General features: G+C 44.9%; 24 protein-coding genes. 6 read left to right on the top strand and 18 right to left on the bottom strand.

Annotated features, from left to right (window positions below; translation table 11 throughout):
- Positions 1–90: 90 nt before the first annotated feature.
- The 7 genes from BFP72_RS15445 to BFP72_RS15420 all read right to left on the bottom strand — a co-directional run bounded on the left by BFP72_RS15445 (position 91) and on the right by BFP72_RS15420 (position 8,318).
- Complete coding sequence (locus BFP72_RS15445) at positions 91–1,311, bottom strand: NAD(P)-dependent oxidoreductase (RefSeq protein WP_099600810.1); 1,221 nt, start codon at positions 1,309–1,311, stop codon at positions 91–93.
- Positions 1,312–1,451: 140 nt separating this feature from the next.
- On the bottom strand, positions 1,452–1,625 hold the full coding sequence (locus BFP72_RS19290; RefSeq protein WP_185123731.1) for a hypothetical protein: 174 nt from the start codon (positions 1,623–1,625) through the stop codon (positions 1,452–1,454).
- Positions 1,622–3,166 (bottom strand): glutamate--tRNA ligase, encoded by a 1,545-nt coding sequence (gltX, locus tag BFP72_RS15440; protein ID WP_099599997.1) that lies wholly within the window; start codon positions 3,164–3,166, stop codon positions 1,622–1,624. The genes BFP72_RS19290 and gltX overlap by 4 nt, the downstream gene beginning before the upstream one ends.
- A gap of 71 nt (positions 3,167–3,237) precedes the next feature.
- Complete coding sequence (locus BFP72_RS15435; RefSeq protein WP_255397231.1) at positions 3,238–3,615, bottom strand: RidA family protein; 378 nt, start codon at positions 3,613–3,615, stop codon at positions 3,238–3,240.
- Between the two features lie 706 nt (positions 3,616–4,321).
- Complete coding sequence (gene glmS / locus BFP72_RS15430) at positions 4,322–6,160, bottom strand: glutamine--fructose-6-phosphate transaminase (isomerizing) (protein ID WP_099599996.1); 1,839 nt, start codon at positions 6,158–6,160, stop codon at positions 4,322–4,324.
- 6 nt (positions 6,161–6,166) lie between these two features.
- The gene (locus tag BFP72_RS15425; RefSeq protein ID WP_099599995.1) at positions 6,167–7,522 is read right to left on the bottom strand and encodes a DUF4270 family protein; all 1,356 of its coding nucleotides are present in this window, start codon (positions 7,520–7,522) and stop codon (positions 6,167–6,169) included.
- The gene (locus tag BFP72_RS15420) at positions 7,506–8,318 is read right to left on the bottom strand and encodes a glycogen/starch synthase (RefSeq protein ID WP_099599994.1); all 813 of its coding nucleotides are present in this window, start codon (positions 8,316–8,318) and stop codon (positions 7,506–7,508) included. Before BFP72_RS15420 ends, BFP72_RS15425 begins: the two co-directional genes overlap by 17 nt.
- Positions 8,319–8,437: 119 nt before the next feature.
- Between BFP72_RS15420 and panC the strand changes: the two genes are divergently transcribed.
- The 5 genes from panC to BFP72_RS15395 all read left to right on the top strand — a co-directional run bounded on the left by panC (position 8,438) and on the right by BFP72_RS15395 (position 13,345).
- The gene (gene panC, locus BFP72_RS15415; protein ID WP_099599993.1) at positions 8,438–9,289 is read left to right on the top strand and encodes a pantoate--beta-alanine ligase; all 852 of its coding nucleotides are present in this window, start codon (positions 8,438–8,440) and stop codon (positions 9,287–9,289) included.
- Positions 9,286–10,302 (top strand): lysylphosphatidylglycerol synthase transmembrane domain-containing protein, encoded by a 1,017-nt coding sequence (locus BFP72_RS15410; protein WP_158233433.1) that lies wholly within the window; start codon positions 9,286–9,288, stop codon positions 10,300–10,302. Before panC ends, BFP72_RS15410 begins: the two co-directional genes overlap by 4 nt.
- A 30-nt stretch (positions 10,303–10,332) precedes the next feature.
- On the top strand, positions 10,333–11,022 hold the full coding sequence (locus BFP72_RS15405; protein ID WP_099599991.1) for a zinc metallopeptidase: 690 nt from the start codon (positions 10,333–10,335) through the stop codon (positions 11,020–11,022).
- Positions 11,023–11,161: 139 nt separating this feature from the next.
- Complete coding sequence (locus BFP72_RS15400) at positions 11,162–12,301, top strand: acyl-CoA dehydrogenase (protein WP_099599990.1); 1,140 nt, start codon at positions 11,162–11,164, stop codon at positions 12,299–12,301.
- A 123-nt stretch (positions 12,302–12,424) separates the two neighbouring features.
- Entirely contained in the window at positions 12,425–13,345 is a 921-nt protein-coding gene (locus BFP72_RS15395; protein ID WP_099599989.1) for an AraC family transcriptional regulator, read from the top strand.
- On the opposite strand, the gene BFP72_RS15390 is transcribed toward BFP72_RS15395, so the two are convergent.
- The 11 genes from BFP72_RS15390 to BFP72_RS15340 all read right to left on the bottom strand — a co-directional run bounded on the left by BFP72_RS15390 (position 13,328) and on the right by BFP72_RS15340 (position 23,700).
- Positions 13,328–14,092: a geranylgeranylglyceryl/heptaprenylglyceryl phosphate synthase gene (locus BFP72_RS15390; protein WP_099599988.1), complete on the bottom strand. Its 765-nt coding sequence runs from the start codon at positions 14,090–14,092 to the stop codon at positions 13,328–13,330. The genes BFP72_RS15395 and BFP72_RS15390 overlap by 18 nt on opposite strands.
- Positions 14,061–14,411, bottom strand: coding sequence for a hypothetical protein (locus BFP72_RS15385; RefSeq protein ID WP_099599987.1), 351 nt, complete (start codon positions 14,409–14,411; stop codon positions 14,061–14,063). Before BFP72_RS15385 ends, BFP72_RS15390 begins: the two co-directional genes overlap by 32 nt.
- A complete protein-coding gene (locus BFP72_RS15380) occupies positions 14,404–14,766 on the bottom strand; it encodes a hypothetical protein (protein WP_099599986.1) in 363 nt (120 codons plus the stop codon). Before BFP72_RS15380 ends, BFP72_RS15385 begins: the two co-directional genes overlap by 8 nt.
- 123 nt (positions 14,767–14,889) lie before the next feature.
- A complete protein-coding gene (locus BFP72_RS15375; RefSeq protein WP_099599985.1) occupies positions 14,890–16,080 on the bottom strand; it encodes a M20 family metallopeptidase in 1,191 nt (396 codons plus the stop codon).
- Between the two features lie 132 nt (positions 16,081–16,212).
- Positions 16,213–16,746: an SPOR domain-containing protein gene (locus tag BFP72_RS15370; RefSeq protein WP_158233432.1), complete on the bottom strand. Its 534-nt coding sequence runs from the start codon at positions 16,744–16,746 to the stop codon at positions 16,213–16,215.
- Between the two features lie 24 nt (positions 16,747–16,770).
- Complete coding sequence (gene secA / locus BFP72_RS15365; RefSeq protein ID WP_099599983.1) at positions 16,771–20,136, bottom strand: preprotein translocase subunit SecA; 3,366 nt, start codon at positions 20,134–20,136, stop codon at positions 16,771–16,773.
- Positions 20,137–20,513: 377 nt separating this feature from the next.
- Positions 20,514–21,281, bottom strand: coding sequence for a diaminopimelate epimerase (gene dapF / locus BFP72_RS15360; RefSeq protein WP_099599982.1), 768 nt, complete (start codon positions 21,279–21,281; stop codon positions 20,514–20,516).
- 117 nt (positions 21,282–21,398) lie between these two features.
- Positions 21,399–21,752, bottom strand: a complete 354-nt coding sequence (gene rplS, locus BFP72_RS15355) for a 50S ribosomal protein L19 (RefSeq protein ID WP_099599981.1) — start codon at positions 21,750–21,752, stop codon at positions 21,399–21,401.
- 120 nt (positions 21,753–21,872) lie between these two features.
- The gene (gene trmD, locus BFP72_RS15350) at positions 21,873–22,562 is read right to left on the bottom strand and encodes a tRNA (guanosine(37)-N1)-methyltransferase TrmD (protein WP_099599980.1); all 690 of its coding nucleotides are present in this window, start codon (positions 22,560–22,562) and stop codon (positions 21,873–21,875) included.
- Positions 22,552–23,085, bottom strand: coding sequence for a ribosome maturation factor RimM (rimM, locus tag BFP72_RS15345; protein ID WP_099599979.1), 534 nt, complete (start codon positions 23,083–23,085; stop codon positions 22,552–22,554). Before rimM ends, trmD begins: the two co-directional genes overlap by 11 nt.
- A gap of 6 nt (positions 23,086–23,091) precedes the next feature.
- Positions 23,092–23,700, bottom strand: coding sequence for a 30S ribosomal protein S16 (locus BFP72_RS15340; RefSeq protein WP_099599978.1), 609 nt, complete (start codon positions 23,698–23,700; stop codon positions 23,092–23,094).
- A gap of 387 nt (positions 23,701–24,087) precedes the next feature.
- Here BFP72_RS15340 and BFP72_RS15335 point away from each other — a divergent pair, with 387 nt between their 5' ends.
- On the top strand, positions 24,088–26,799 hold the full coding sequence (locus tag BFP72_RS15335) for a 2-oxoglutarate dehydrogenase E1 component (protein WP_099599977.1): 2,712 nt from the start codon (positions 24,088–24,090) through the stop codon (positions 26,797–26,799).
- Positions 26,800–26,805: the final 6 nt, after the last annotated feature.

Below are 26,805 nucleotides of genomic sequence, written 5' to 3'. Positions count from 1 at the left end.
TCATTCCTCCATTTAATTCAAAAAAGCCGTATTTGGAGGTTTGCAAAGATAGGAATACAATTGAAAGTAAGTGATGCGATGTGGGGTTTTTTAGTCTGTATCCGTCAGTCCGTCGACATAGTCCTGCAGGTAGCTGTATCGCGGCATGAGTTGACCGTTTTGAGCTATTGTGGCTCTTTCGATGATCTGCTCCTGGTCCTCTCCAATGAGGTGAGGTAGTACATTGTGTAGGAGTTCGTGTCCAAAATCCTGAGAAGCATCTCTGGGCAATTCACAAGGAAGGTTGTCGACAGCCATGACGGTGATGTTTCCTTCATCGGAGAACGCTGGGGCTTCTGTCCCTTGAGTAGGATCAAAATCATAGACGGGATCAGCTATCGTAGACGGACGGAGTGTCGAAGGAATAGAGCCTTGTATGTCACACGTCACATCTGCAATGACCTTGATACTGAAGTCTCGCCCCGCCATCGCCTCACGAGTAAAGAGTACTGGCGCCTTGGGGTTCCAGTAAGCACAGGCGATGAGCAGGTCTGCATGTTGAGCGTAAGCCGAAAAATCTGGCTCAAAATGATCAGGGCTATCAAAGAATTCTTGTCTATTGAATGCCCGACCGTCTGTTGCTTTGTTGTAGTCTCGGTTGTTGAGTTGGGTGTATACGGGTTCGGTATAGTCTCGGTGGACGAACTTGTCGGGAGAGACGCGGCGTATCCCTAGTCCATGCATGATTTCCATGGCTCCTTTGGCCACACGGCCTCCGCCAGTGATGACGATTTTGACGGCTGGCAATTTGATTTTGGGAAACTCCGTTTTGAGATCTTCTAGATCGAAGCATGCATGGGCTCGTCGGATGTGGTATAGGTTGTATCTGCGACCGTAAGTCCATAGGGCATTGTAGGCACCGACGATCCCTGCATAGCGTCCAAACGCTATGATACGTTGCCCTTGGCTATTGGTGAGTGTCTCATAATCGATGAGACGAATGTTTTTGTCTAGGACAGCTCGTAGCAAGTCCCTGTTATAAGCTTGTTTTTTGATCGTGTGAGAAAAAAAGAAGTAGGTCTTGTGATCGAGTAGTTGACCTATGGGGACTTCTTTGACGCCTACGAGAATGTCACAATCCTGTATGTCAGTGGTGAGGGGAATACCTTGCTGGGCATAGTCTTCATCCGAAAAGCACCGAATGTCGCTGTGCTGACAGACAATCTCTACGTCAGGGTACTTCGTTTGAATGCGTAGTGCTTGCTCTGGTGTGATGGCTACTCGTCGATCTACAGGGATTTTTCCTTCTTTGAGAATTCCGATTTTAGGCATTTTTGGGTGTGTTTGATTTGGAATCAAATATCGCAAGAATACAAGGATAGTCGCATGGGAGAGCTTGAAAAAAGTCATGCCACAACTGGAGTAGAAGTGACAAGACTTTGAGTGATTTTAGGAGTAGAGGAGAGGTGAAATCACTTCTTGTCGTTTCTCCCCTTGAGTTTTTTGTCTTCGACATGCTCGTCCAAAAATCGATTGACCTTGTCTATGTCTAGAGAAGATACGATCTCCCCGAAACTATTGATTTCGAGCTCGAACCCATCTAGTTTTGGGTTCACTTTGGACTGAGGGACTTTTTTTTGGGTCATGAGTCAGAAGTCATCGTAGCGAAAGTGCTTACTGCTGATTTTATACGCTCTGCTACTTCTTTTGTTCCTAGGACTTCCATGATTTTCATCAAATCAGGCCCCCCTGCTTCGCCCGTCACTGCTACACGTAGGATTTGCAAGACCATGCCAGCCTTGGTGTCGTTGGCTTCCAGTACTTTTTCGAAGATCGCTTGGATCTCTTCGGCTCCCGTCACCGACGTCTCGTGCAACTGGTCTGCGAGCTGTGGCAAGACTGCCTGTGCCGTTTCTTTCCATTTCTTTCGGACCACCTTTTGGTCATACTCTGTAGGCATGGCGAAAAAATACTGTCCTTTGCTCCATAGCTCAGGGACGAAATCGATGCGTTCTTGCAGGAGCGATGCGATAGCTGTCGCCTTGTTTTCGTCGCAGGTCATGCCCTCACTCTTGACTTGCTCGATGAGTGATTGACCCAGTAGCGCAGGAGAGGTTGCACGGATATATTGTTGGTTGAACCAGATGGCTTTCTGAATGTCAAATTTCGCACCGGACTTGTTGATTCGCTCGATGGTGAAAGTTTCAATGAGTTGCGATAGGCTGAATATTTCTTCTTCTGTTCCTGGGTTCCAACCCAAAAATGCCAAGAAGTTGACAAAGGCATCGGCTAGGTAGCCTTCTTCTCTGAAGCCCTTGAGTTCTGCATCTTCGCCTTCCCCTTGCCAGGCGAGAGGGAAGATCGGGAAGCCATGCTTCTCTGCATCACGCTTGCTGAGTTTGCCATTGCCGTCAGGCTTGAGCAATAGTGGAAGGTGAGCAAACTCGGGCACCTCATCTTCCCAGCCCAAATACTGATACAGCAAGACATGCAGTGGAGCAGAAGGGAGCCACTCTTCTCCACGGATCACGTGGGTGATTTTCATCAAGTGATCATCTACTACATTGGCCAAGTGGTAGGTTGGCATTCCGTCTGATTTCATGAGGACCTTGTCGTCCATGGTAGAGGTATGTACATTGACCCAGCCGCGGACCATGTCTTGGAGACGAATGTCCTCTTTGGCGGGCACTTTGACACGGATCACGTAGGGATCTCCCGCGTCCAATTTTGCTCTGACTTCTTCTTCTGAGAGAGTCAAGGAGTTTTTCATGGTGTTTCGAGAGATCGAATTGTAGTTGAGCGAGTGTGCCTTGGCGGCCTTGAGTGTCTCTCTCATTTCATCGAGCTCTTCAGGTGTGTCAAAGGCATAGTAGGCCTTGCCCTGTTCGAGCAGTTGGTCCACATATTGCTTGTAGAGGTCTTTTCTTTGAGACTGTGTGTAGGGGCCAAAATCTCCGCCCTGGTCTGGACCTTCGTCAGGGGTGATGCCGCACCAAGCGAGCGAATCTTTGATGTATTGCTCGGCTCCAGGCACGAACCTCGATTGGTCTGTATCTTCTATTCTGAGTAGAAATTTACCGTTGTTTTTCTTGGCAAATAGGTAGTTGTATAGGGCGGTTCGGACTCCACCAATATGCAATACCCCTGTCGGGCTAGGGGCGAAACGTACTCTTACTTCTTGACTCATTGGAATTGATTATTTCGTAAAAAAAACCGGACTAAATCCGGCAGGTGCAAAAATCGATATTTTATGCAAGGTTATACGATTGCAATGCAAGAAATTTCTACATTGACATGCTTGGGTAGGCAGCTTACCTCTACGGTTTCACGCGCAGGAGGGTTGGATACGAAGGACTTTCCGTAGATTTCATTCACTTGGGCGAAGTTGTTCATGTCACTGACGAATATGGAACACTTCACCACATGCGCAAATGTAGTGCCTGCGGCTGTGAGGATGGCTTCTAGGTTTTTCATGACTTGTGCAGTCTCTGCCTCGATGCTGGTCATGACCAGCTCTCCGCTAGCGGGATCTATTGGGATCTGACCGGATACATAGAGTGTGTTGCCAGCTAGAGTAGCTTGGCTATATGGGCCAATTGGCTCTGGTGCGTTGGGGGTATAGATGACTTGATGCATGATCCAAATGTAAAACAAACTGAAATGCATTGTGCCATATGGGGCGAGATACTGTGAAAATTGGGACTGTCAGTGACTACTCATTCTTGGGTATTGACCATTAGTTGTGGCATGGAGCTTTGAGAGTACAGCAGGCTAAGGTACTGAATAGCGCCAAAAAGTTGATCGGAGCACTGATGTAGGCTTATTTGATGACTGAAAATTTCGCCCTAAATGACGGAGCATGCCCATCCTACGGACCTTATGCTCACCCAAAAGCTTTAAGCCAGAATTAACATTGGCAATGATATGAGCTTTGACGAATTGGCTGACCTCATCAGCAAAGTGCTAATCTCAACTACACAGCAGTGGTAGGAGACATGTATAGAGATAATGGAAATCCACCCGAAAAGTAAGACCGATCAATTTGGTCACTTTCTCCTTTATGCTACGTTTCAATGATATATATATCTTGAAGGAGTTACATCCAGTCAATATCAAAGGTGCAAGAATCAAGTTTCGGCCGAGTCTGTGGCTTCAGAAATTGATCAAAAACCTGCACGCTAAGAAAAGTCCACTATCTCCGACAGTAGTAAGGCGACACTAGACGCATAAGGTAAAAGTAATGGTGTCTCATACAGTCTAAAACGATCTAGCTAAAGGAGAGATCGTTTTTTGTCGTACTTAGGATCTGGTGGTGAGGCTTGTGCGTCAGCTGTGATACATGTTACTCCACCGTCACAGATTTAGCCAGGTTTCTAGGTTGATCGACATTGCAGCCTCGCATGATAGCAATGTGGTAGCTTAAGAGCTGTAATGGGATTACGGAAATCAGCGGCATCAATGCTTCGTCGCATTGTGGTACTTCGATCACGTAATCCGCCATCTTAGGGATCAATACATCCCCTTCTGTGACTACTGCGATGACGACTCCTTTGCGAGCTTTGACTTCTTGGATGTTGGACACGATTTTGTCGTACGAACTGTCTCGGGTGGCGATCACTACGACGGGCATTTGCTCGTCAATCAAGGCAATTGGGCCATGTTTCATCTCTGCTGCAGGGTACCCTTCGGCATGGATGTAGGAGATTTCTTTGAGTTTCAGGGCTCCTTCTAGTGCCACAGGGAAGTTATACCCTCTACCGAGATAGAGGAAGTTGGATGCATCTTTGAACAAGCTCGAAATGTGTTCGATCTTGTCATTGCTGGCCAGTACTCTTTTGATTTTCTCTGGGATTTGTGCAAAATCGGACAACAACTCTTTGAAGCGGCTATCCGTGATGGTACTCTTTCGTTTGGCGATGGAGAGGACGATCATTGTTAGGACAGATAGTTGCCCCGTAAATGCCTTGGTGCTAGCTACACCGATTTCTGGTCCAGTATGTAAGTATGCACCTTCGTGAGAGGCACGTGAAATAGACGAGCCCACTACATTGACCACCCCTAGTATGATGGCACCTTTAGATTTGGCGAGTTCGATGGCTGCTAAGGTGTCGGCTGTCTCGCCAGATTGGGAGATCGCTATGACTACATCACCCTTGTTGATGACGGGGTTTCTGTACCTGAATTCAGAGGCGTACTCTACTTCGACAGGGATGCGGCAAAACTCTTCGAACAAGTACTCTGCTACCAGACCTGAGTGCCAACTCGTTCCACAGGCGATGATGATGATTCGCTTGGCCTCCGCCAGTGCGTCTGCATACTCTCGAATACCCCCTAGAGTAATTTTTCCGGTTTTGGCATCCAGTCTGCCTCGCATACTGTCAGCAATGGAGTTGGGCTGCTCAAATATTTCTTTGAGCATGAAATGCTCGTACCCACCTTTTTCTATTTCGTCTAGTTCGAGTTCTACTTTTTGGATGTAAGGATCGAGCTCTTCATTTTCGATGGTGGTGATTTTGAAACCGTCTCTGTTGATTACGGCGATTTCTTGGTCGTTGAGATAGACTACCTCATCGGTGTATTCTATGATTGGAGTGGCGTCCGATGCGACGAAGTATTCGTGATCTCCGACACCCAAGACCATGGGGCTACCTTTTCGGGCTGCGATCAATTGATCAGGGTTGTCCCGATCCATGATCACGATGGCGTAGGCTCCTTCGATGGTGCAGAGTGCCTGACGTACGGCTGCTTCGAGAGATATCTTGTTTTGTGTCTTGATATCTTCTATGAAAGTGATCAAGACCTCTGTGTCTGTTTCACTGACGAAGGAGTATCCTTTGATCTCTAGTTCTTTTTTGAGGGCACTGTAGTTTTCTATGATTCCGTTGTGGATGATAGAGAGGCTTTTGTCATGTGAGAAATGCGGGTGTGCGTTGACGTCATTGGGCTCGCCGTGTGTCGCCCAACGCGTGTGGCCAATGCCGATAGTGCTTTGGAGTGCCTGGCCCTTGACGGCCTTTTCGAGTTCAGACACCTTGCCTACTTTCTTGTAGATTTGAAGCTGACTGTCTTGGTGTATAGATATACCTGTACTGTCATAGCCTCGGTATTCCAATCTTTTGAGTCCCTTGATGATCAAAGGGAAAGCCTGTTGATTGCCTAGGTAAGCAACGATTCCACACATAAAGCCTTAATTCGGTTTGGAGTAAAATATTCTTAGTTTGAATCCATCTTGCGGGAGGATGGTTTGATTGAATGATGTCAGCAGGGATGGCATCACGACCAGTTTATATGGGTTTACGTTTCCGTTTTCAACTTGTTGTCCAAAAAAAGTTGCCCCACCTCGATAGGATTGAGTGGCTGAGTCGATGGGCATGACGAGCATGTCTTGTGAGCCAGTCAGATAACCAATGTCATTGAGTACGACCGTTTTTAGAATGTCCAAATCATATAGCCCATCCACATTGATTTGACTAGAGTCTCCAGCGAAAAACAGTCTGGTATTGAACATTTTTCGATTGTAGATACTGGTGTCGTTGGAGGTACTGAACTGAAACTCTAGGTTGTTGATTTGGATCAAATCATTTTCATCGTCGTTGAGAAAATCCAAAAAAGGAGTCATGTCGATTTTTGGATAGATCCCAGTGGCGGAGTTGAGGTAGATGAAGCCGTTTCCAACCTCAAAGTTCTCCAAGTTGTTTTTGATACTGCCACCAATCAAACTGCCGGTTCGGTCCGTGGTGAATTTGCTGTATTTGGCATTCGAAGCAGATAATGAATAGGCCACGGATAGACTGTCCGACACGATGGAGTCGGCTTGGTTGATGTCCTTGCCTAGGATATGATAGTGTACGCTGATATTGGTGTACCCGGCAGGAGTAAACCCTACAATCAGGTTGTTGTTGTCATCTGGAGTGAGGGCGATGCCTTTGAATGTCTGCGTCAAAAGTTCCGTGCGATTGGACTGTGTTGCTATGTCAAACAAGGTTTCAGCCCAGATATCGTTGAGATAGAACTTGACCGTGTCAGCGATGCCTTGATCGACGGAGTCCGACCGTGGGGTAAATGTGAAGACATTATCTGCGTCGTAGGGTTTGAGCGGAGTGTCAAAGTGCGAGAGATAGTATACCCCTGAGAAGATCTGATCGTCGAGCTCTTGGAGACGAATAGTCTGAGGAGCTATGGCGCCTTTGGTATGAATGTAGTCATAGCCAAGCGTCAGTACTGCCGAATCAATAACATATTCCTGCTCGTCTGTTTTGCTTGATACGAGAGAGGTAGAGGAGAGCTGATTGTAAGTAGCCGCAGTAGTCGTACCGAAGATAGGGTCTTCTATGCGTCCCACAAATAACCTTGAGCTATTGTTTGTTCTCAAACTATCGATCCATACGTTTTCTGCCGGGAGTATGATTTCCTCATAATACACCCCAGAACCTAATCCATCAGGATCTAGCCCAAGTCCAACTTCACTAGGGTCTTCACACGAAAAAATGATGAGGGTTGTGAATATCAACAACCCTAACCAGTTTTTATCCAACAAGTTCATTATATAAGTTATAGTACGAATCTAAGTAGTTGTCGTCTTTTTGAATGGTTTCCACCTTTTTGTCCTTCGGCGCGGCGCTGATCAAATTGTCAATGATGTCACCCGCTTCTTCTTTGGACTTGATGACAGCATCAGCATACTCCATGCCGAGTTTGACGAATCCTTCGAAATCTGCGGTGCGGAGATGGTCTAGCATACTTTCGTCTATGTCCATCATCATGGCTTTGTTGATCAAATTGCCTTCAAACTTGTGATCAAAGGAATTGCCGTAGATGTTGTAGATCGACTTGGCATTTTTGAAAATCGGATCGTTTTTGTACGTCGTTTTCAAATAGAGAGGAATGAAGCTAGTCATCCAGTCATTGCAGTGTACGATGTCTGGAGCCCACCCTAGTTTTTTGACGGTTTCCAATACGCCTTTGCAAAAGAAGATAGCTCTTTCGTCGTTGTCTTCATGAAACTTCTCTTCTTTGTCAAAGAATACAGACTTTCTATGGAAGTAGTCTTCATTGTCAATGAAGTAGACTTGTAACTTGGCGTTAGGGATGGAGGCAACCTTTATGATTAGAGGCTTTTCTTCGTCACCTACTGCAATGTTGATTCCAGAAAGTCGCACCACTTCGTGTAGTCTGTTCTTTCTTTCGTTGATTAATCCGAATCTTGGGACCAAGATTCTAATTTCCATTCCTCTTTCCTGCATGGCCTGGGGCAAGGCTCTCACAAAATCAGCCACCTCTGTGGTCTGTAAAAATGGGTTTATTTCATTGGCAACATAGAGTATCTTATACTGTGACATAAACCTTTATTTTTAGTACGTTATTGTTTCAAAATGACCACAAAATTACACTATTTTTGGATCATTTTCAACTATAATGCCTTTTAACATCAAAAGGCTGCTTAGTTAGATCATCTCTTATGAAGGTATTTCACGGTATAGCAGAGTTGCGTGCAGCGCTCAAAGTATTGAGACAAGAAGGCAAGTCTGTCGGCCTAGTGCCCACGATGGGGGCTTTGCATCCAGGGCATCTGAGCCTGTTGAGCCAGAGTGTAGCGCAGAATGACGTGTCTGTAGCTAGTATTTTTGTGAACCCTATTCAGTTCAATAACCCAGAAGATCTGGAAAAATATCCGAGAAGGGAGGAAGAGGATCTCGAACAGCTGCGCTTAGGAGGGTGTGATTTTGTCTTTATGCCGACCCCAGAGGAGATGTATAGGGACAAGTCAAGTCAGCTCAATATGAGTTTTGGGCATCTGGAAAAAGTACTGGAGGGAGCGTTTCGTCCGGGACATTTCTCAGGGGTAGGTGTAGTAGTCTCAAAGCTTTTCAATATCGTTCAGCCTGATCGTGCCTATTTTGGACAAAAGGATTTGCAACAGTTGGCAGTGATTAAGAAGCTGACGTTTGACTTGAATTTTCCAGTGGAGATTGTGGCAGTACCTATCATGCGAGAAACCAATGGCCTAGCCATGAGTTCTAGGAATTTGCGCTTGACACCTCAAGAGCGAGATGTTGCGGCGCAGCTCTACCAGTCTATGGAGCAATTGAAGGCCAACGTGCTTGAGGGACAGTCTATCACTGAGGCGATTCGTGGTGCAGTGGATAGATTAAAAGATCTCGACAATGTGGAGTTGGAATACATGGAGGCAGTGGAGTCTGATACAATGAGGCAAGTCACAGCCCTAGATGCAGGATGTGATGTGTCGTTGTGTGCAGCGGCCTACGTGAGTGGGGTGCGAATAATTGATAACCTATACCTAACGTCTTGAAATTGAAAATCTCAACGGTACTTAAATTTTGCGTGTCGCTCATCCTTGCTGCACTGCTTTTTTACTTTGTTTTTAGAAACATATCCTTTGCGGAGTTTGCGGACAAACTGGATGATATCAATTATTGGTGGATTGGGTTGTCGGTACTTCTTTCTATCGTTAGCCATTTGTTGAGGTCCTATCGCTGGAACTTGACTTTGCAGCCTTTGGGCTATGAGCTGTCCATAGGGCGTACTTTTTTGGCATTGATGTCTGGTTATCTAGCCAACTTGGTGTTTCCGAGGTTGGGAGAGGTGACACGCTGTGGAGTTCTCAAACGGATTGATGGGGTGCCAATTAGTGTTGGGATAGGTTCGGTCATTACGGAGCGGGTGATTGATTTTTTGATTTTGCTGAGTCTCATTGCGTTGGATTTTGTGCTGGAGTTTGATAAGATCTTCGAGTATTTTGTCACTTCAGTGAAAATGGAAGATTGGCTAGCGAACAGGACTTTGATATTTGCAGGGATCGGCTTGCTGGTTGTGGGTGGGATTGTCGGTGTATTGGGCCTGAGATATGTGCTCAAGTACGAATTCAAGAACCCAACCTTGAACAAGGTCAAAGAGAAATTACTTGAGATAGTAGATGGCCTAGGGTCTATTCGCAAGGTTCAAAGTCCAACGGGCTATGTCCTCAGTACGATTGGGATTTGGGTGTTGTATTATTTGATGAGTTATGTGATTTTCTTTTCCATGACGGAGACCTCCGAGTTGACTGTGGGTGCAGGGCTTTCTATTTTGGCGGCAGCTGGGGTGTCGATGGCTATGCCGGTTCAAGGTGGAATCGGGGCTTATCATGCCTTGGTGAGTGGTGTATTGGTGATCTATGGTGTAGGAGCAACGACGGGATTGTTTTTTGCTACGATGCTGCATACGTCACAGATGCTCATGATTGTGGTCGTGGGTGGTGCGAGTATGCTGGGGAGCTTATTTATCCGAAGGGAAAACAAAACAGAGTCTACCACAAATTCGTAAACAAAACAGTATAAATTAACAAAAGAACGTATGTTGATAATATTGATAGTATTCATGATTGTTGGTTTTTTGGTCAGCAATCGTTTGAAGAGCAAATTCAAGAAGTACGCTCAAGTCGGTTTGCAATCAGGCTTGTCTGGACGAGAAATAGCGGAGCTTATGCTTCGAGACAATGGGATATATGATGTGAAAGTCGTGTCGGTGCAGGGACAGCTCACAGATCACTACAATCCGGCCAACAAGACGGTCAACTTGAGCCCAGAAGTATATGGGGGGAGGAGTGCTGCAGCAGCTGCGGTTGCTGCTCATGAGTGTGGTCATGCTGTACAGCACGCGACGGCTTATAGTTTTTTGAGGTTTCGCTCGGCGATGGTTCCTATCCAAAACGTGAGTGCACGGGTACTCAACTTCTTGATGATTGGAATGTTTTTGTTTGGGGGGATGGTCTATGCGATGAATATGCAGACGATATTTTTGGTCATCGTAGCTGCACAAGCAGTCATTACTTTGTTTGCTTTGGTGACTTTGCCTGTAGAGTTTGATGCAAGCAAGCGTGCGTTGGCTTGGATTGACCAAAGAGGTATCGTGACGAGCCAAGAACATGCCATGGCCAAGGATGCCTTGCACTGGGCAGCCATGACATATGTGGTAGCGGCGATATCGGCGATTACTCAGTTGCTTTACTTTGTGATGCTGTTTATGGGTGGTAGCCGTGATTGATTGAGGCAAGAAAAAATTAAAAAGGGCTTGAGTTATTGAGCCCTTTTTTTGTGCATGATAAGTAGAAAAGTATGCGTGCATACTAAATATATTGCTACTTTGTCTTATTTTCACTACTCAACATTTAAAGACGATAAGCATGGACTTTGAATATACTGAAGAGCAATTGGCAGTTCGTGAGGCTGCAAGAGAATTTGCTCAAAACGAATTATTGCCTGGAGTCATTGACAGAGATGAGCATCAGCGCTTTCCCAAAGACCAAATTCGAATGATGGGGGAGTTGGGTTTTATGGGGATGATGGTCAATCCAGTATATGGAGGCGGGGGAATGGATACTGTTTCCTATGTGCTGGCCATGGAAGAGATTTCTAAAGTGGATGCCTCTTGTTCTGTGTCGATGTCTGTCAACAATTCGTTGGTCTGCTGGGGGCTGGAAAAATACGGTACGGAGGCACAGAAGCAAAAATATTTGAAGCCTCTGGCCTCAGGAGAAATCATCGGGGCATTTGCTCTATCCGAACCCGAGGCAGGTTCCGATGCAACTTCTCAACGGACTACGGCCGTAGACATGGGGGATTACTATCTGCTCAATGGGACAAAAAATTGGATCACAAATGGTAGTACTGCATCGGTGTATATCGTCATGGCGCAAACCGATGCGGATAAAAAGCATAAAGGTATCAATGCCGTCATTGTGGAAAAAGGTCAGGAAGGTTTTAGTATTGGACCTAAGGAGAATAAACTGGGTATACGAGGGTCTGATACGCATTCATTGATGTTTACAGATGTCAAAGTACCCAAGGAAAATAGGATTGGAGCCGATGGTTTTGGCTTTAGTTTTGCGATGCAGGTGTTGAACGGTGGACGCATTGGGATTGCGTCACAGGCACTGGGGATTGCGTCGGGTGCATTGGAATTGTCACTCAAATACGCCAAAGAGCGAAAGGCCTTTGGCAAGGCCATAGCGGACCATCAGGCGATACAGTTCAAGTTGTCTAAGATGGCAACAGAGATCGAAGCAGCGCGCTTACTGGTCTTGCAAGCTGCCATGAAAAAAGATCGGGGAGAGCCGTTTGTCAAAGAAGCGGCCATGGCGAAGCTATTTGCTTCACAGGTTGCTATGGATAGTTCGGTAGAGGCTGTACAGATACATGGAGGGTATGGCTATGTCAAAGAGTATCACGTGGAGAGATTGATGAGAGATGCCAAAATCACCCAGATTTATGAAGGTACTTCTGAGATTCAAAATATCGTCATTGCTCGTGAGATATTGAAATAATATAATATGGTAGGGGTAGTTTTGGACTGATTCTTTTTGTGTTTTTCTTTCAAAATATTAGATTTATACAATACAAAGTTTAATATTTGCGAATATTCGAAGGTTAATCCTAAATAATTCACAGTGGAAGATTACAATAAAATTATCGAGTCGCTAGGAGTGAGGTTTATATCGGCTAAGAATATTAATATTTTGCAGCCGGTAACGATAGAAAACTACTACGATGTAGAGAATGTCTTTATCTATGTACATAAGGGAGAAGTGTCTTTTGGCAAGGATAAAGAGACGATCCAAGAGAGTGAGATTCTGTTCGTGCCTGGTGGTAAAATGGTCGCTTTGACCTATGGAGGAGGTAATGCAATCAATCTGTCCAATGATGATTTTATCAACAACAAGGAGAAGTACTTTCAAAACAGTGAGAAATATAACCCACAGTCTGAGTTTGATAATGTGACGATGATCAATTTTGAGGCGAAAGTTTTTGATACGGTAAATTTCTTTGCTTCGTTGGATATCCCCCCTTTTGTTATTCGAAACAATAATAAACTGATTTCTTTGGCCAAGGGGATTGTCAATGAGATTCACTCCACGGCTCCTGGAAAAGCCAGAGTGGTCAAGCTGGAGACGGATTATATTGTAGTGGAATTGATTCGTCATATTTTGGATCAAGGTTTGTTTGTTGAGCAGTTGGCGACTAATTCCACTTATTTCAAGGATCCGCGTTTGATCGATATTTTCGCCTACATCAAGGATAATCTCAAAGATGACTTGTCCAATAAAGCCTTGGCCAATGTCGCAAATGTGTCAGAGGACTATGTAGGTCAGTATTTTAAAATGCTCACAGGGATCAATCCACAGGATTACATAGAGTATCAGCGTATGGAGATGGCCGTCAATATGCTACGTACGACCAAAAAGAGCATCCGTGATATTGGTAAGGAAGTAGGCTTCAAGGACACGGCTTATTTTTGCCGTCGATTCAAGATGATGTTTGGTATCCCTGCGGGTAAAATGAGGAGAAGAGAGTCATTGATGAATGTCTAAGTCTATATTTAGACTGTGAATTTTTTCTGAAGCCTGAGCCAAGAAGCTCGGGTCCTTTTCTAGGGCATTGCCTATGACAATGACGTCTGCTCCCGCCTCCAAAGCCAAATTGATCCTGCTGATGGAGTTGATGCCACCACCTACCACGAGAGGTACAGCAATAGATCTCGATACTTTGGATATGATTTTTTGAGGAATGGGTTGTTGGGCACCACTGCCAGCATCGAGATAGATGGTCCGTAGACCGAGCATTTCTCCAGCCATAGCCGTGCATGCGGCGATCGTGGGTTTGTCAGACGGGATGGGAGTAGTGTTGCTCATGTAGCTTGCAGAGGTGGCAGGGCCAGAGTTGACGAGCATGTATCCCATAGAAATGATTTCTAACCGACTTTTTTTGAGGATTGGGGCAGCTAGGACGTGCTGTCCGATGAGAAAATCTGGGTTTCTACCTGAAATCAATGAGAGCAAAAGAATTGCGTCTGCATTGGCATCTATCTGAATGTTGTTGCCCGGAAAGATGAGCACTGGAATGGCACTGTTTGCTTTGATGATGGAGATGACTCTTGCGAAGTTGTCATTGGTGATTAGGCTCCCGCCTACAAAGATGTAATCGACACGATTTTCTGTACAGAGATTGATCGTCTGAATGAGCCCCCCCGTGTCATCGACCTTGTCTGGATCGATTAAAATGGCCAAGCTCTTTTTGTTGAGTTTCTTATTTTGTTCCAGTTGATTCAGTATGCTCATCTCTTTGGGTCGATGTGATCTGATTGATTTTGTTTAGGGCGATAGGGATCAACTTGCCGACTGCTGCAGTGATTAGAGACTGGCTGACAAGACCTAGTTTTTGTGTTTTTTTGGGTTTGACAACCTTGGGAGTGGCAGGAGTCATGAGACGAAATGCAGTATATCCAGCGACTAGGGCTAAGCTTACTACGCCGAGCGCTTTGAGGGATTGGCTCACTTGCATTTCTAGATCAATGGTTTCTTGATCAAGTTGCTCTTTGAGTCTGAGCTCTTCTTGTTCGAGTTGCTCTCGAAGTTTGGTTTTCTTCTCGCTATTCATGCTCTGCTTTGTCTTTCTGGTTGAAAGTATCCATCATTTTTCCTTCGAAGAAATTTTTCAGCTTACCGGATTTCAATAAGGTAAAGACGACCGCTAGACAGATTGTGTAAAACCCTGCGACCACCATAAAGCCTAGGTATTCGCTATGGAGCTCACGGTTGATGAGAAAGGCTAACCCTAAACTGATAAAGAGTATCACAATGCTCGAGATCAAGATGATGATGAAATACGCGATGACCTGAGCGAGTACATTGGACAGTTGCTCAGTAATATCGAGCTTGATCAAGTCGATTTTGACTTTGAGGTAGTCTGATAGGGCGTCTTTAATTTTGTTGATATTGAATAAATCGATCACTTGTGAGTTGCTTTTATTGGGCTATAAATATAAGTGAATTGAAATAGAACCATCCTTGTTTTGGGATGGAGATATTCGGAGCTGTCCGTCATGGACAGTTTTTCAGAGCAAGAAAAGTCTCGGTTAGCTGGAGAGTTCGTTGATGGCGAGCCATGCCATCAAGCCAGGTCCTAGATTGAGTGCATCTTCATCGATATCAAAAGTAGGTGTGTGTACGGCGGAGATGATGTTTTTGTCCTCGTTTCGCGTACCGAGTCTGTAAAAGCAGGCATCAGCTTTTTGAGAATAGTAGGCAAAATCCTCTGCTCCCATCCATACATCCAGGTCTACCACATTTTCCTCACCTAGATAAGCAATGGCAGCTTGTCTAGCTCTTTCGGTGAGTTCGGGTTCGTTTTTGAGGAAAGGGTAACCCACTTGGATGTTGAAGTCGCAGTACCCTCCCATAGATTCAGCGAGCCCTTCAGCCAATTTTTTCATTCGAACGTGTGCTTCTTTTCTCCATTTCTCATCGAGGGTACGGAAAGTGCCTTCGATTTTAACTTCTGTCGGGATCACGTTGGTCGCTCCTTTAGCTTCAACTTTACCGAAGGTCAGGACACTTGGTGTTTTGGGGCTGGCCATACGGCTCACGACCTGTTGCAAGGCAACGATGATGTGAGAAGCAATCAATACTGAGTCGACGCATAACTCAGGGAGTGCGCCATGCCCTCCTTTGCCACGTACCGTTACGTATATCTCATCGGCACTAGCCATGTACATGCCTTTTCGAAAACCAACTTTGCCCACGGGGATTAGCGGCATGACGTGCTGCCCAAATATAGAGGAGGGTTTTGGGTTTTTAAGAATCCCATCTTTGATCATCAAAGATGCACCTCCTGGGAATAGCTCTTCTCCAGGTTGAAAGATGAACTTGATAGTTCCTTCAAATTCGTCCTTGAGTTCGTGAAGGATGCGTAGACAGGTCATCAAGGAGGAAGTGTGTACATCATGGCCGCATGCATGCATGACCCCCTCATTTTTAGATTTGTAGGGTTTTAAGCTCTCTTCTTTGATAGGGAGAGCGTCCATGTCTGCACGTAGGGCAGTGATTTTCTTTTCTGGATTTTTGCCTTCAATGATCGCTTCGATACCATTGCCAGCAATGCCAGTACGGTGTTTGATGCCTAGTTTCTCGAGGTATGCCTTGACATATGCTGCAGTTTCTGTTTCTTGGAAAGATAGCTCTGGATGAGCATGCAAATGTCTTCTGTTCGCGACAGTGTCTTCGTGAAATGACGCAGAAAGCGATTTTATTCTATTGATTAAATCCATAGGGAAATTTTCGGCAAGTTAATCAATTTCGGCTTTCGCTATTCTTCTCTTTTGGTATATGTGTAAAAAATTGAATCAAATGCAATGAATAGGTTGTTTTGATGAGACAATCGCAAGGAGCGGAATTCTGAATTACTCTTGAATTTCAATTTTGGCGGGGATCAATACGGCCCTTGAAAACGATTCTTTTAGAATTTTGAAGTCGTGATTTGCCTCCAGTTTGGAGTAATACTTGCCTACTCTGACTTTGTAGTTGGGCTGATCGTATATTACCTTGGGGCTTTGATCGTCGAGGAGGTTGTATACACGACTTTTATAGCTGTTTGCCTGCTCACGGCTATTGCCAGAGTATATCTGAATCGTAAACCCATCTACATAGTTGATCGCCTTGCGCGAATCAATGATGATGTTGGTGACACTATCGAGATCTTGATGAATGTCGTGAGTTGGTGCGCTGGCTACAAGGACAGGCTCTTCTATTGTTTGTGTCTCTGTCACGTCGATCGAATCTGTACGGCTGTAGTCATTTCGATAGATCGATAGATCCTCGCTGTACGAACTGTTGCTTGTACTCGTAGAAGCAGTCGGTGCACAAAACTGAAGTAGCGTAGCGATGGTGATGATCGGAAACACGATTTTGAAGTTAATGGGACGATTCGTTTTCAAGGGATTAAAGATAGCTGTTATCAATTAGTTTTCAATCACTACACAGTTGTTGCTCAATACATCTGCTTCTACACTTTTGAATTTCACGTCTTTTTTGACTGTTCCATCAGCGTATTGTACCGAGACCTTGTCGTTTCGGCCGTATACTTTTTCGGATTTGATTGGAGCTGTTTTTTCTACAGGTGCTGTACGGTTAGCGTTGGGCTGTCTATTACCTCCACTCAATGCCGAACCACTTTCTTCTTTGCTTTCCTGATAGTTTTGAGCAGCGCGTTGGCGTCTAGCTTCTTGTACTTCTTCTGGATCCTGGACTGGTATTTCGGCTTTGGTCAAGAAGGATACAGTATCCTCATTGACACGAGAAATGAATTGCTTGAACATCTGGTATGACTCGAACTTGTAGACCAATAGAGGGTCTTTTTGCTCGTGTACGGCCATTCTTACTGATTGTTTGAGGTCATCCATTTCTCTGAGATGCTCTTTCCAGGTTTGGTCGATGATGGCTAGTGCTATGAGTTTCTCCATTTGTTTGATCAACTCACGACCTTCACTGTCCACAGTTTTTTGTAGGTTGGCCACTACTCCGATTTGCTTTTGTCCGTCGGTAAAAGGAACCCTAACTTCCTTGAAGGTAGCTCCTCTTGTTTCAAGGATGTTTTTCATCACAGGGATTGATTTCTCTGCGACGGTTTTGTTTTTTGCTCGGTAGTTGGAGAGAGCTTCATGGAAGAGTTCTTCACCTAATTTGTCTTCGGCTTTGCCCAAGAATTCATCTTCTGTGATTTTGGAGTCTAGACCTAACGTACTCAACCCATTGAGTTTGAAGCTTTCATAGTCGTTGGTAACTTTGGCATTGCTTGCGAGTTCCTCGGATGTGTCATACATCATGTTGAGGATGTCTAGATCGAGACGTTCTCCAAACAACGCATTTTTGCGACGTTTGTAGATGACTTCCCTTTGTGAGTTCATCACGTCATCATATTCGAGTAGATGCTTTCTCGATGCAAAATTGTTTTCTTCTACTTTTTTCTGTGCTCGTTCTATTGACTTGGTGATCATGCTGTGTTGGATCACTTCCCCTTCTTCGAGACCGAGTCTATCCATGATTTTGGCGATCCTTTCTGAGCCAAATAGACGCATCAAGTTGTCTTCGAGTGAAACAAAAAATTGTGACGACCCTACATCTCCTTGACGTCCAGATCGACCTCTTAGCTGTCTATCTACACGACGTGACTCGTGTCGTTCGGTACCAATGATGGCTAGCCCACCTGCGGCCATGGCCTCCTTGGTGAGTTTGATGTCCGTACCACGACCTGCCATATTGGTGGCGATGGTGACTGTACCTGGCTTACCAGCTTCTGCTACTACGTCTGCTTCCCTCGCGTGTTGCTTGGCATTGAGGACTTGATGTTGAATCCCTTTCATGTTGAGCATTCTACTGACTAGCTCAGATATTTCGACGGATGTCGTCCCGACTAGTACAGGTCTGCCTGCTTGAGTGAGCTTGACGATTTCGTCAGCTACGGCATTGAATTTTTCTCGCATGGTTTTGAATACCATGTCTTCTCTGTCGTCTCTTTGGATGGGGCGATTTGTAGGGATGACAATCACGTCCATTTTATAGATCTCCCAGAATTCCCCCGCCTCAGTCTCTGCCGTACCCGTCATACCAGAAAGTTTGTGGTACATCCTGAAGTAGTTCTGCAGGGTGACAGTGGCATAGGTCTGCGTGGCATCTTCCACTTTTACATTTTCTTTGGCTTCTAGAGCTTGGTGTAGCCCGTCAGAGTATCGTCTCCCATCCATGGCACGGCCTGTTTGTTCGTCGACAATCATGACCTTGCCTTCTACTACGATGTATTCTGTATCTTTCTCAAAGAGAGTGTAGGCTTTGAGCAGTTGGTTTACCGAGTGGATGCGTTGAGCTTTGGCCGAGTAATCACGAATCAGGGCTTCTTTTTGGTGAAGCATGTCTGACTCATTGAGGGAAGTATTGTTTTCCAACTGGGCAATCTCCATGCCGATGTCAGGTAGGATAAAGAAGTGAGGATCTTCTCCTGATCCAGTGATCAAATCTATCCCTTTGTCCGTTAGCTCGATCCCGTTGGTTTTTTCATCAATGGTGAAATACAACGGCTCGTCTGCTTCTGGCATTAGTTTTTGATTGTCTGCCAAATAAATGTTCTCAGTCTTTTGGAGTATTTGGCGGATGCCAGTCTCACTGAGGAATTTAATCAATGGCTTGTATTTGGGTAGCCCTCTAAAAGCCCTAAATAAGGCTAGACCGCCTTCTGCCTCATCTCCTGCTGCCAATTTCTTTTTGGCTTCATTGAGGTATTGACCAACTTCTTTTCGTTGCGCTTCGACGAGTTTGGCGATGCGTGGTTTGAGTTCATAAAATTCATGCTCGTCTCCTTTGGGGATGGGGCCAGAGATGATGAGTGGTGTACGGGCGTCATCGATCAAAACAGAATCGACTTCATCGACCATGGCGAAGTGATGTTTGCCTTGTACGAGTTCATCTGGGTGGTGTGCCATGTTGTCCCGTAGGTAATCAAACCCAAATTCGTTGTTGGTACCGTAGACAATGTCACATTTGTATGCCTGTCTTCTTTCTGGGGAGTTGGCTTTGTATTTGTCGATACAATCAATCGAAATCCCATGAAACTCGAATATTGGTGCATTCCATTCGGCGTCTCTTTTGGCAAGGTAATCATTGACTGTGATCACGTGTACCCCTTGTCCAGATAGTCCGTTGAGGAAGGCGGGAAGTGTCGCGACTAGGGTTTTACCTTCTCCTGTCATCATTTCAGCAATCTTGCCTTGGTGGAGCACTACACCGCCGATGAGTTGTACGTCGTAGTGTATCATGTTCCACTCTACGTTGACGCCCGAAGCAACCCATTTGTTGTGCCAAATGGCTTTCTCACCTTGTATCTCTACGTGCGGTTTTTTGGCGGCATATTCTTTGTCTTGCATGGTGGCTTGCACCACCAGCTGTTTGTTTTCGGTCAATCTTCGAGCCGTATCTTTGACGATAGCAAAGGCTTCTGGAAGGATTTGGAGCAGTACAACCTCCAGTTCTTCGTCCCGTTGTTTGGTGAGTTTGTCTATTTTGCCAAATACACTTTCTTTTTGGTCTATATCCATCTCTGGGTCATCAGCGATGGTTTGGTGGTGGGTTTTGATCTTGTCGTCTATCTCTTTGAGATGAGTACTGATTCTATCCCTTAGTTCTTGGGTTTTTGCGCGCAATTGGTCGTCAGAGAGGGAAGACAATTTTGCATATTCACCATTGATTAGATCCACATAAGGCAGCAAATCTTTGAGGTCCCGGTCTGCTTTTGTTCCGAATACTTTTGCAATGCCTTTGGTTAATATATTCAACATATTCTAATAGTTAATTCTGAGCCATAGGTCAGAAGCTTTAATTACTTGATAACAATGAATGACCAGTATGGTCCCCTCTACGGTGATCATGATCATGGAGCTATTGTGAAGTAGCGACCATTTGATCGAAAAGTCTTTTGCCGAAACGGCAATGTCAGACTTTTAATGTGTGTCATTCATTCCGAATTTGCTTTGACGAAATTCGAAGATACCTAGCTGTAAATTTAATTTCTTTTTGATTCTAGCCTATCTATTCATGTTTTATATCCAGAAGATTTTGGACAAAAATGGTAGTAGGTTGTTCGTCATGAAAGGAAGCTGTAAAAACCTTGCCAAAGGATCTTGTAGCGACAAAATGACAGGATGTGATATACGTCTTAGATATTGATGTGGCCATCAAAGACACGAAGTGCCGGGCCTATAAGCCAGATGTTGGTGAACCCCCCAGGAGTGCGCTCAAATTTTACTTGGAGTTTTCCGCCTTTGGCCTGTACGTCGATGGGGCTCATGAGTCCTTTGTCTGCTGCCGCAAGAGAACAGGCAGTGATCCCTGTGCCACAAGAGAGTGTCTCGTCTTCTACTCCACGCTCGTAGGTGCGAACGAATATTTCGTGTTGGTTCAGTATTTCTACAAAGTTTACATTGGTGCCATCAGGCTTGTACTGGTCTGAGTATCGGATCGTAGACCCTTGCTTGACGACAGGTGCGCTTTCAGCTTTTTCTACGAAGACGATGTGATGTGGAGAGCCGTTGTTGAGGAAATAATGGTCCTCGTGACGAGCCGGCTCCATTTGGTCTTTCATCTTGAGGTGTACAATATCCTGGTCGATGGTGGCGTAGTACTCTCCGTCTATGGTTTGAAACCGAGTTTCGTTTTCTATGAGGCCTAGCTGTTTGGCAAAGCGCACAGCACATCTGCTGCCATTGCCGCACAAGCTCTGGCTTCCGTCTGCATTGAAGTAGATCATGTCAAAATCCAGAGTGTCGTGATTCTCAATGAGGATCAGCCCATCCGCTCCGATACCTGTGCGTCGGTTGCATAGTTTGGCTATGTGAGAGATCTCGTGTGGAAAAGCACCCTCTCTATTGTCTATCATGATAAAGTCGTTGCCTGTACCTTGATATTTGTAGAATGTAATAGACATGGAGTATGTATTGTTTCTTGGTTAGCTTAGATACGAATGGATGGTAAGCAGGTTTGGTCAATAAAAAAGCCATTCGTCTAGTGACGAATGGCTGCAGTGTCTTGTGACGCTGAAGAATTACAGTTTTTCTTTGATTCTTGCAGCCTTACCTTTTCTTCCTCTCAAGTAGAACAATCTTGCTCTTCTTACTTTACCTCTTCTTAGAACTTCGATTTTCTCGATGCTAGGAGAGTTGACAGGGAAAATTCTTTCTACAGCGATACCGCTTGAGATTTTTCTAACAGTGAAAGTCTCTCCTGTAGTGCTAGGGTTTTTGATCTGCATCACCGTACCTTGGAACTGCTGAATTCTTTCTTTAGTACCTTCAGTAATTTTTACGTGGATGTTTACAGTATCACCTGGTCCGAAAGAAGGAAACGATTTTCTTCTTTCTTTATATTCTTCTTCGATAAGTTTTATTAACTCGCTCATTTCTTTAGCTTTTAATGCCCTCCTAAAAAATCGGACTGCAAATATAGAAAATATTATTTCAAACTGTAATCATGATTTCAAATATAATTCATTGAATTTCTGATCTTTTTATCTTTTGAGTTACAGTTTTGGATTGTTTTTTAATAAATCGGGTCTTTTGGCCTGTGTTCGTTGTACTGCTTGATCAAATCTCCATTCGTTGATTTTGGCTTCATGGCCTGAGGTGAGGACCTCTGGGACTTGCCAGCCGTTGTATTCTGCGGGCCGGGTATAGACTGGAGGCGCTACCAGATTGTCTTGAAAGGAGTCTGTGAGCGCGGAAGTCTCGTCGTTCATCACTCCAGGGAGTAGGCGGATCACAGAGTCTGCGACTACCGCAGCAGCGAGTTCTCCTCCAGTGAGTACATAATCTCCGATACTGATTTCTCGTGTAACCAAGTGTTCTCTGACACGCTCGTCTACGCCTTTGTAGTGGCCACAAAGTAGAATGATGTTTTCCTGAAGGCTCAGTTCGTTGGAGATGTTTTGGGATAGCAGCTGTCCATCAGGACTCATGTATATGATGTCGTCGTAGCTGCGTTGTGTTTTGAGCTCTGAGATACATTTGTCAATCGGTTCGATCATCAATACCATGCCAGCACCACCGCCGAAAGCATAATCGTCGATTTGATTATGCTTGTTGATGGCATACTCGCGTAAGTTGTGTACGTGGATATGGGCAAGGTTTCGCTCGCTGGCACGCTTGAGGATACTTTGATCCACAGTGCCTTTAAACATGTCCGGCAAGCAAGTGATGATATCAATTCTCATTGTCTTCCAAATATACGTCGAGTAAACCTTCGGGTAGTTGTGCTTCTATGCGTTTTTTGTCAAAGTCTACGGATAGGATGATGTTGTCATTGATAGGGATCATGATTTCGTGACCTTGATGTTGTAGTGATAGGAGGTTTTGAGGAGCGATCTCATAGACCCTGTCCACGACGCCTAGTGCTGTGTCTCTATCCCAGAGCGTCAGTCCTACGAGTTGGTGGTAGTAGTAGTGACCGTTTTCTAATTGGGGAAGGCTATTGAGTGAAAGGTATAGCTCTTTGCCGACCAACTTTTCAGCGGTTTCTATATCGTCTACTTCTTCTAGCTTGGTGATAGACTTCTTGGCATTGATCTGAATGTATTCTAAAAAAAATGGAACCAGTGTGTTGTCCTGTTTGACAAACACTGATTCCAAATTTTGATAATCCAGAGGGTCGTCCACATCCAAAAAGAGTTGAACTTCCCCTTTCAATCCATGAGTCTTGATTACATAGCCAAGCTGGTAGCAATCTTCGACTTTCATATGATTTTATTCAGCTTTCTTCTCTTCTTCCGCTGCTGGTGCTTCCTCAGTTGCTTCTGCTACAGGGGTCTCTGCCTCTGTTGCAGGTGCTTCTTCAGTAGCTGCTTCTTCGCTAGTTTCTGCTTCGGCAGCCGCTACAGCTTCTGCTTCTTCTTCCACTTTGTTTTTCTTTGCGATTTCTTCTGCTCTAGCTGCATTTACTTTCGCTTCTGCTTCTAGTCTTGCTTTTCTGTCAGCTGCTTGCGTCTTGGCTAGGCCATCTGCAGTGCCTTGTACTTTCGCTTCTTTTTCACTCCACCATGCATCATATTTCTTGTCTGCATCCTCTTGAGTGATTGCTCCTTTGTTTACACCTACTTGCAAATGCTTTCTGTACATTACGCCTTGGTCTGAAAGGATTTTTTTGGCTGTTTCTGTCGGGATTGCTCCGTTCAAAACCCATTTTACTGCGCTCTCAACATTGATGTTGACGAATGCAGGGTTTGTGTTTGGGTTGAAAGTTCCCAATTTCTCGATGAATTTACCATCACGTGGTGCTCGAGCGTCCGCTACTACTACATCGTAGATCGGTTGTTTTTTTCGGCCTCTTCTGGCCAATCTGATTTTTACTGCCATTATATATAATGTTAAAAGTTCGCGGATCACGTCCGCATTTATTTAAAAAGTCCGCAAATATAGAATATTAATCATAGATAAGGAACAGGATTCGAGGACTTTCTTAGGGATTCTTCCGCAGCGGACTATCTTCTTTTGTTAGGGCCATGTTTGGCTGTGTTTAGTGTGTTGTTCGTGGTTTGTGGGTTATTGCAGTGTTTTTTATGTGGTTTTAGGGAGGATGTCGAAGTTGCTGTTGGTCGGAAAAGTATGCGGTATTTGTTTCAAAGGGAGCTGGAATCTATGTTTGGAGATTGTTTTAGCTATAAATCGTGCATTCGTTTATACGGTTTTCAAATGTAATATATACCCTCTATATTTGTCATCGCAAAATCAAAATTTGATGTGATGGACAAATATTCTTATATCGCGAATGCACATACCAATGTGATCGACGATATGTACCAGTCGTACAAAAATAACCCTGAGTCTGTAGATGAGACTTGGCAGAGGTTTTTTGAAGGGTACGATTTTTCTTTGGCCAAGTATGGCGAAGACGGACAAGCAGATGTAGGTGTATCTAATAAGGAGATCGCAGTGCGCGACCTTATCCATGCCTATAGATCTAGAGGTCACTTGAAATCTACCACGAACCCAGTCAGAGAGAGAAAAGACAGAGAGGCTCGCTTGGAGATTGAGGATTTTGGTCTCAGTAAGGCGGACCTCGACACGGAGTTTGAGTGTGGTAAGCTTATCGGAGTTGGCAAAGCCAGCTTGAAGAAAATAATCGAAGCGCTCAAGGATATCTATACAGGCAATGTCGGGTTTGAATATTTGTATATCCGCAAGCCAGATATCGTAGATTGGTTCAAAGAAAAGGTAGAGAAGGATGCTCTTAAATACAATCCCCCTATCGAGGAGAAAAAGCAAATACTATCAAAGCTCAATGAGGCTGTAGTTTTTGAGAATTTCCTCCATACCAAATATTTAGGTCAGAAGCGATTTTCTCTCGAAGGAGGGGAGACGACTATTCCGGCCTTGGACGCGCTCATCGATCGTAGTGCCGAGCTAGGTGTAGAAGAAGTTGTGATCGGTATGGCTCACCGTGGACGTCTCAATGTCCTCGTGAATATCATGGGTAAAACCTACGAGCAGGTATTCAATGAATTTGAAGGGTCTTTTGCTCCGGATCAAACAATGGGTGATGGTGATGTGAAATACCACATGGGTTTTTCGTCACAAGTAGTAACTCCATCAGGCAAGAATGTCAACTTGAAGTTAGCGCCTAACCCGTCTCACTTAGAAGCAGTCAATCCAGTCGTGGAGGGATTTGTAAGAGCGAAAATTGACAACCTATATAAGGATAGCAAAAAAGTAATGCCGATCCTCATCCATGGTGATGCGGCATTGGCAGGTCAAGGAATTGGATACGAGCTGATCCAGATGTCTAAGCTGGAAGCCTACGGGACTGGGGGGACAATTCACTTCATTATCAACAACCAAGTAGGTTTTACCACAGATTTTGATGAAGCGAGATCGAGTATTTATTGTACGGATCTGGCGAAGACTGTGGATGCACCTGTGCTTCACGTCAATGGAGACAGTCCTGAGGCTGTGGTCTTTTGTATGAAGGTAGCCGCAGAGTACCGCCAGAAATTCGAAGGGGACATCTTCGTCGATATGGTGTGCTACAGACGTCATGGACACAACGAGTCAGATGAGCCGAAGTTTACTCAGCCATCGCTCTACAACTTGATCTCTAAGCACCCGAACCCAAGAGAAATTTACAACAAGAGCCTCATCGAAAGAGGGGACATTGATGCGGGATTGGCCAAGTCAATGGATAAGGAATTCAAAGCGCAGTTGCAAGATCGTCTCAATATGGTCAAGCAAGAGCAGCTTCCATATACACTGCAGGAGAGTGAGAAGGAGTTTTCGGAGATGAGACTGTCTCGTCCAGAGGATTTTGATGAGTCTCCAGATACGTCTGTGAGCGCAGAGTATATCGAGAAAGTAGGTAAGGCTTTGATGAGCGTACCGAGCGGCTTCAAACCAATCAAGCAAATCGACAAAGTGCTCAAACAGCGCAAAGAGATGTTCTTTGACAAGAAAGAGCTGAACTGGGCCTCTGCAGAATTGTTGGCTTACGGATCGCTATTGCTTGATGAGAAAGTCGTGCGTATGACTGGGCAGGATTGTAAGCGAGGCACATTCTCTCACCGTCATGCGGTAGTCAGAGATATGAATACCAACGAGCCGTACAACTTCCTCGATCATATCGAAGAAGGACAAAAGCCCTTCCAAATCTACAACTCACTGTTGTCAGAGTTTGGGGTACTTGGTTTTGAGTTTGGCTATGCGATGGCGGATCCAAACGCAGTAGTGATTTGGGAAGCACAGTTTGGGGATTTTGCCAACGGTGCACAGGTGATGGTGGATCAGTTCATCTCATGCTCGTACACCAAGTGGAGAAGAATGAACGGTTTGGTTCTTCTTTTGCCGCATGGCTATGAAGGGCAGGGACCTGAGCACTCCAATGCTCGCCCAGAGAGATATCTACAGTTAGCATCAGGCAACAACATGTATATCTGTAACCTAACCAAGCCTTCTAATTACTTCCACATGATCAGAAGACAGCTTGCTATGCCGTTTCGTATGCCGTGTATCTTGATGTCGCCTAAGTCTCTGTTTAGACACCCATTGGTGGTGTCGAAAGTAGAGGAGTTTACCGACGGGAAATTCCAAGAGGTGATCGGAGATGACTATGTCGATGCGAAGAAAGTAACGAAGGTACTGTTGTGTACAGGTAAGGTTTATTTTGATCTACTCGAAAGACAGCAAAAGGATAAGCGCAAGGATGTCGCAATCATCAGAGTCGAGCAGTTGCACCCATTCCCTAAAAAGCAAGTGATGGCTGAGCTGGACAAATACAATGTCAAGACGGTACATTGGGTACAAGAAGAGCCAGAAAATATGGGCGCATGGTCGTTTATCTTGAGAACTTTCAGAGAAGTGAAGAAAGACGTCATCTCAAGAAAGAACGCCGCTTCACCAGCGACAGGATTTGCGAAAGTTCACAAACAAGAGCAGGAAGACATCATGAACAGGTCGTTCGCTTAATTTAAT

This window comes from Reichenbachiella sp. 5M10 (assembly GCF_002742335.1).
Classification (GTDB): Bacteria; Bacteroidota; Bacteroidia; order Cytophagales; family Cyclobacteriaceae; genus Reichenbachiella.
The sequence above is the reverse complement of the archived record's forward strand: the minus strand, read 5'-3'. Positions and strand labels throughout refer to the sequence as shown.

Excerpts from the sequence above, each read along its gene's own strand:
- BFP72_RS15445 (WP_099600810.1), bottom strand. The coding sequence starts at position 1,311 with ATGCCTAAAATCGGAATTCTCAAAGAAGGAAAAATCCCTGTAGATCGA.
- BFP72_RS19290 (WP_185123731.1), bottom strand. The coding sequence starts at position 1,625 with ATGACCCAAAAAAAAGTCCCTCAGTCCAAAGTGAACCCAAAACTAGAT.
- gltX (WP_099599997.1), bottom strand. The coding sequence starts at position 3,166 with ATGAGTCAAGAAGTAAGAGTACGTTTCGCCCCTAGCCCGACAGGGGTA.
- BFP72_RS15435 (WP_255397231.1), bottom strand. The coding sequence starts at position 3,615 with ATGCATCAAGTCATCTATACCCCCAACGCACCAGAGCCAATTGGCCCA.
- glmS (WP_099599996.1), bottom strand. The coding sequence starts at position 6,160 with ATGTGTGGAATCGTTGCTTACCTAGGCAATCAACAGGCTTTCCCTTTG.
- BFP72_RS15425 (WP_099599995.1), bottom strand. The coding sequence starts at position 7,522 with ATGAACTTGTTGGATAAAAACTGGTTAGGGTTGTTGATATTCACAACC.
- BFP72_RS15420 (WP_099599994.1), bottom strand. The coding sequence starts at position 8,318 with ATGTCACAGTATAAGATACTCTATGTTGCCAATGAAATAAACCCATTT.
- panC (WP_099599993.1), top strand. The coding sequence starts at position 8,438 with ATGAAGGTATTTCACGGTATAGCAGAGTTGCGTGCAGCGCTCAAAGTA.
- BFP72_RS15405 (WP_099599991.1), top strand. The coding sequence starts at position 10,333 with ATGTTGATAATATTGATAGTATTCATGATTGTTGGTTTTTTGGTCAGC.
- BFP72_RS15400 (WP_099599990.1), top strand. The coding sequence starts at position 11,162 with ATGGACTTTGAATATACTGAAGAGCAATTGGCAGTTCGTGAGGCTGCA.
- BFP72_RS15390 (WP_099599988.1), bottom strand. The coding sequence starts at position 14,092 with ATGAGCATACTGAATCAACTGGAACAAAATAAGAAACTCAACAAAAAG.
- BFP72_RS15385 (WP_099599987.1), bottom strand. The coding sequence starts at position 14,411 with ATGAATAGCGAGAAGAAAACCAAACTTCGAGAGCAACTCGAACAAGAA.
- BFP72_RS15375 (WP_099599985.1), bottom strand. The coding sequence starts at position 16,080 with ATGGATTTAATCAATAGAATAAAATCGCTTTCTGCGTCATTTCACGAA.
- secA (WP_099599983.1), bottom strand. The coding sequence starts at position 20,136 with ATGTTGAATATATTAACCAAAGGCATTGCAAAAGTATTCGGAACAAAA.
- dapF (WP_099599982.1), bottom strand. The coding sequence starts at position 21,281 with ATGTCTATTACATTCTACAAATATCAAGGTACAGGCAACGACTTTATC.
- rplS (WP_099599981.1), bottom strand. The coding sequence starts at position 21,752 with ATGAGCGAGTTAATAAAACTTATCGAAGAAGAATATAAAGAAAGAAGA.
- trmD (WP_099599980.1), bottom strand. The coding sequence starts at position 22,562 with ATGAGAATTGATATCATCACTTGCTTGCCGGACATGTTTAAAGGCACT.
- rimM (WP_099599979.1), bottom strand. The coding sequence starts at position 23,085 with ATGAAAGTCGAAGATTGCTACCAGCTTGGCTATGTAATCAAGACTCAT.
- BFP72_RS15340 (WP_099599978.1), bottom strand. The coding sequence starts at position 23,700 with ATGGCAGTAAAAATCAGATTGGCCAGAAGAGGCCGAAAAAAACAACCG.
- BFP72_RS15335 (WP_099599977.1), top strand. The coding sequence starts at position 24,088 with ATGGACAAATATTCTTATATCGCGAATGCACATACCAATGTGATCGAC.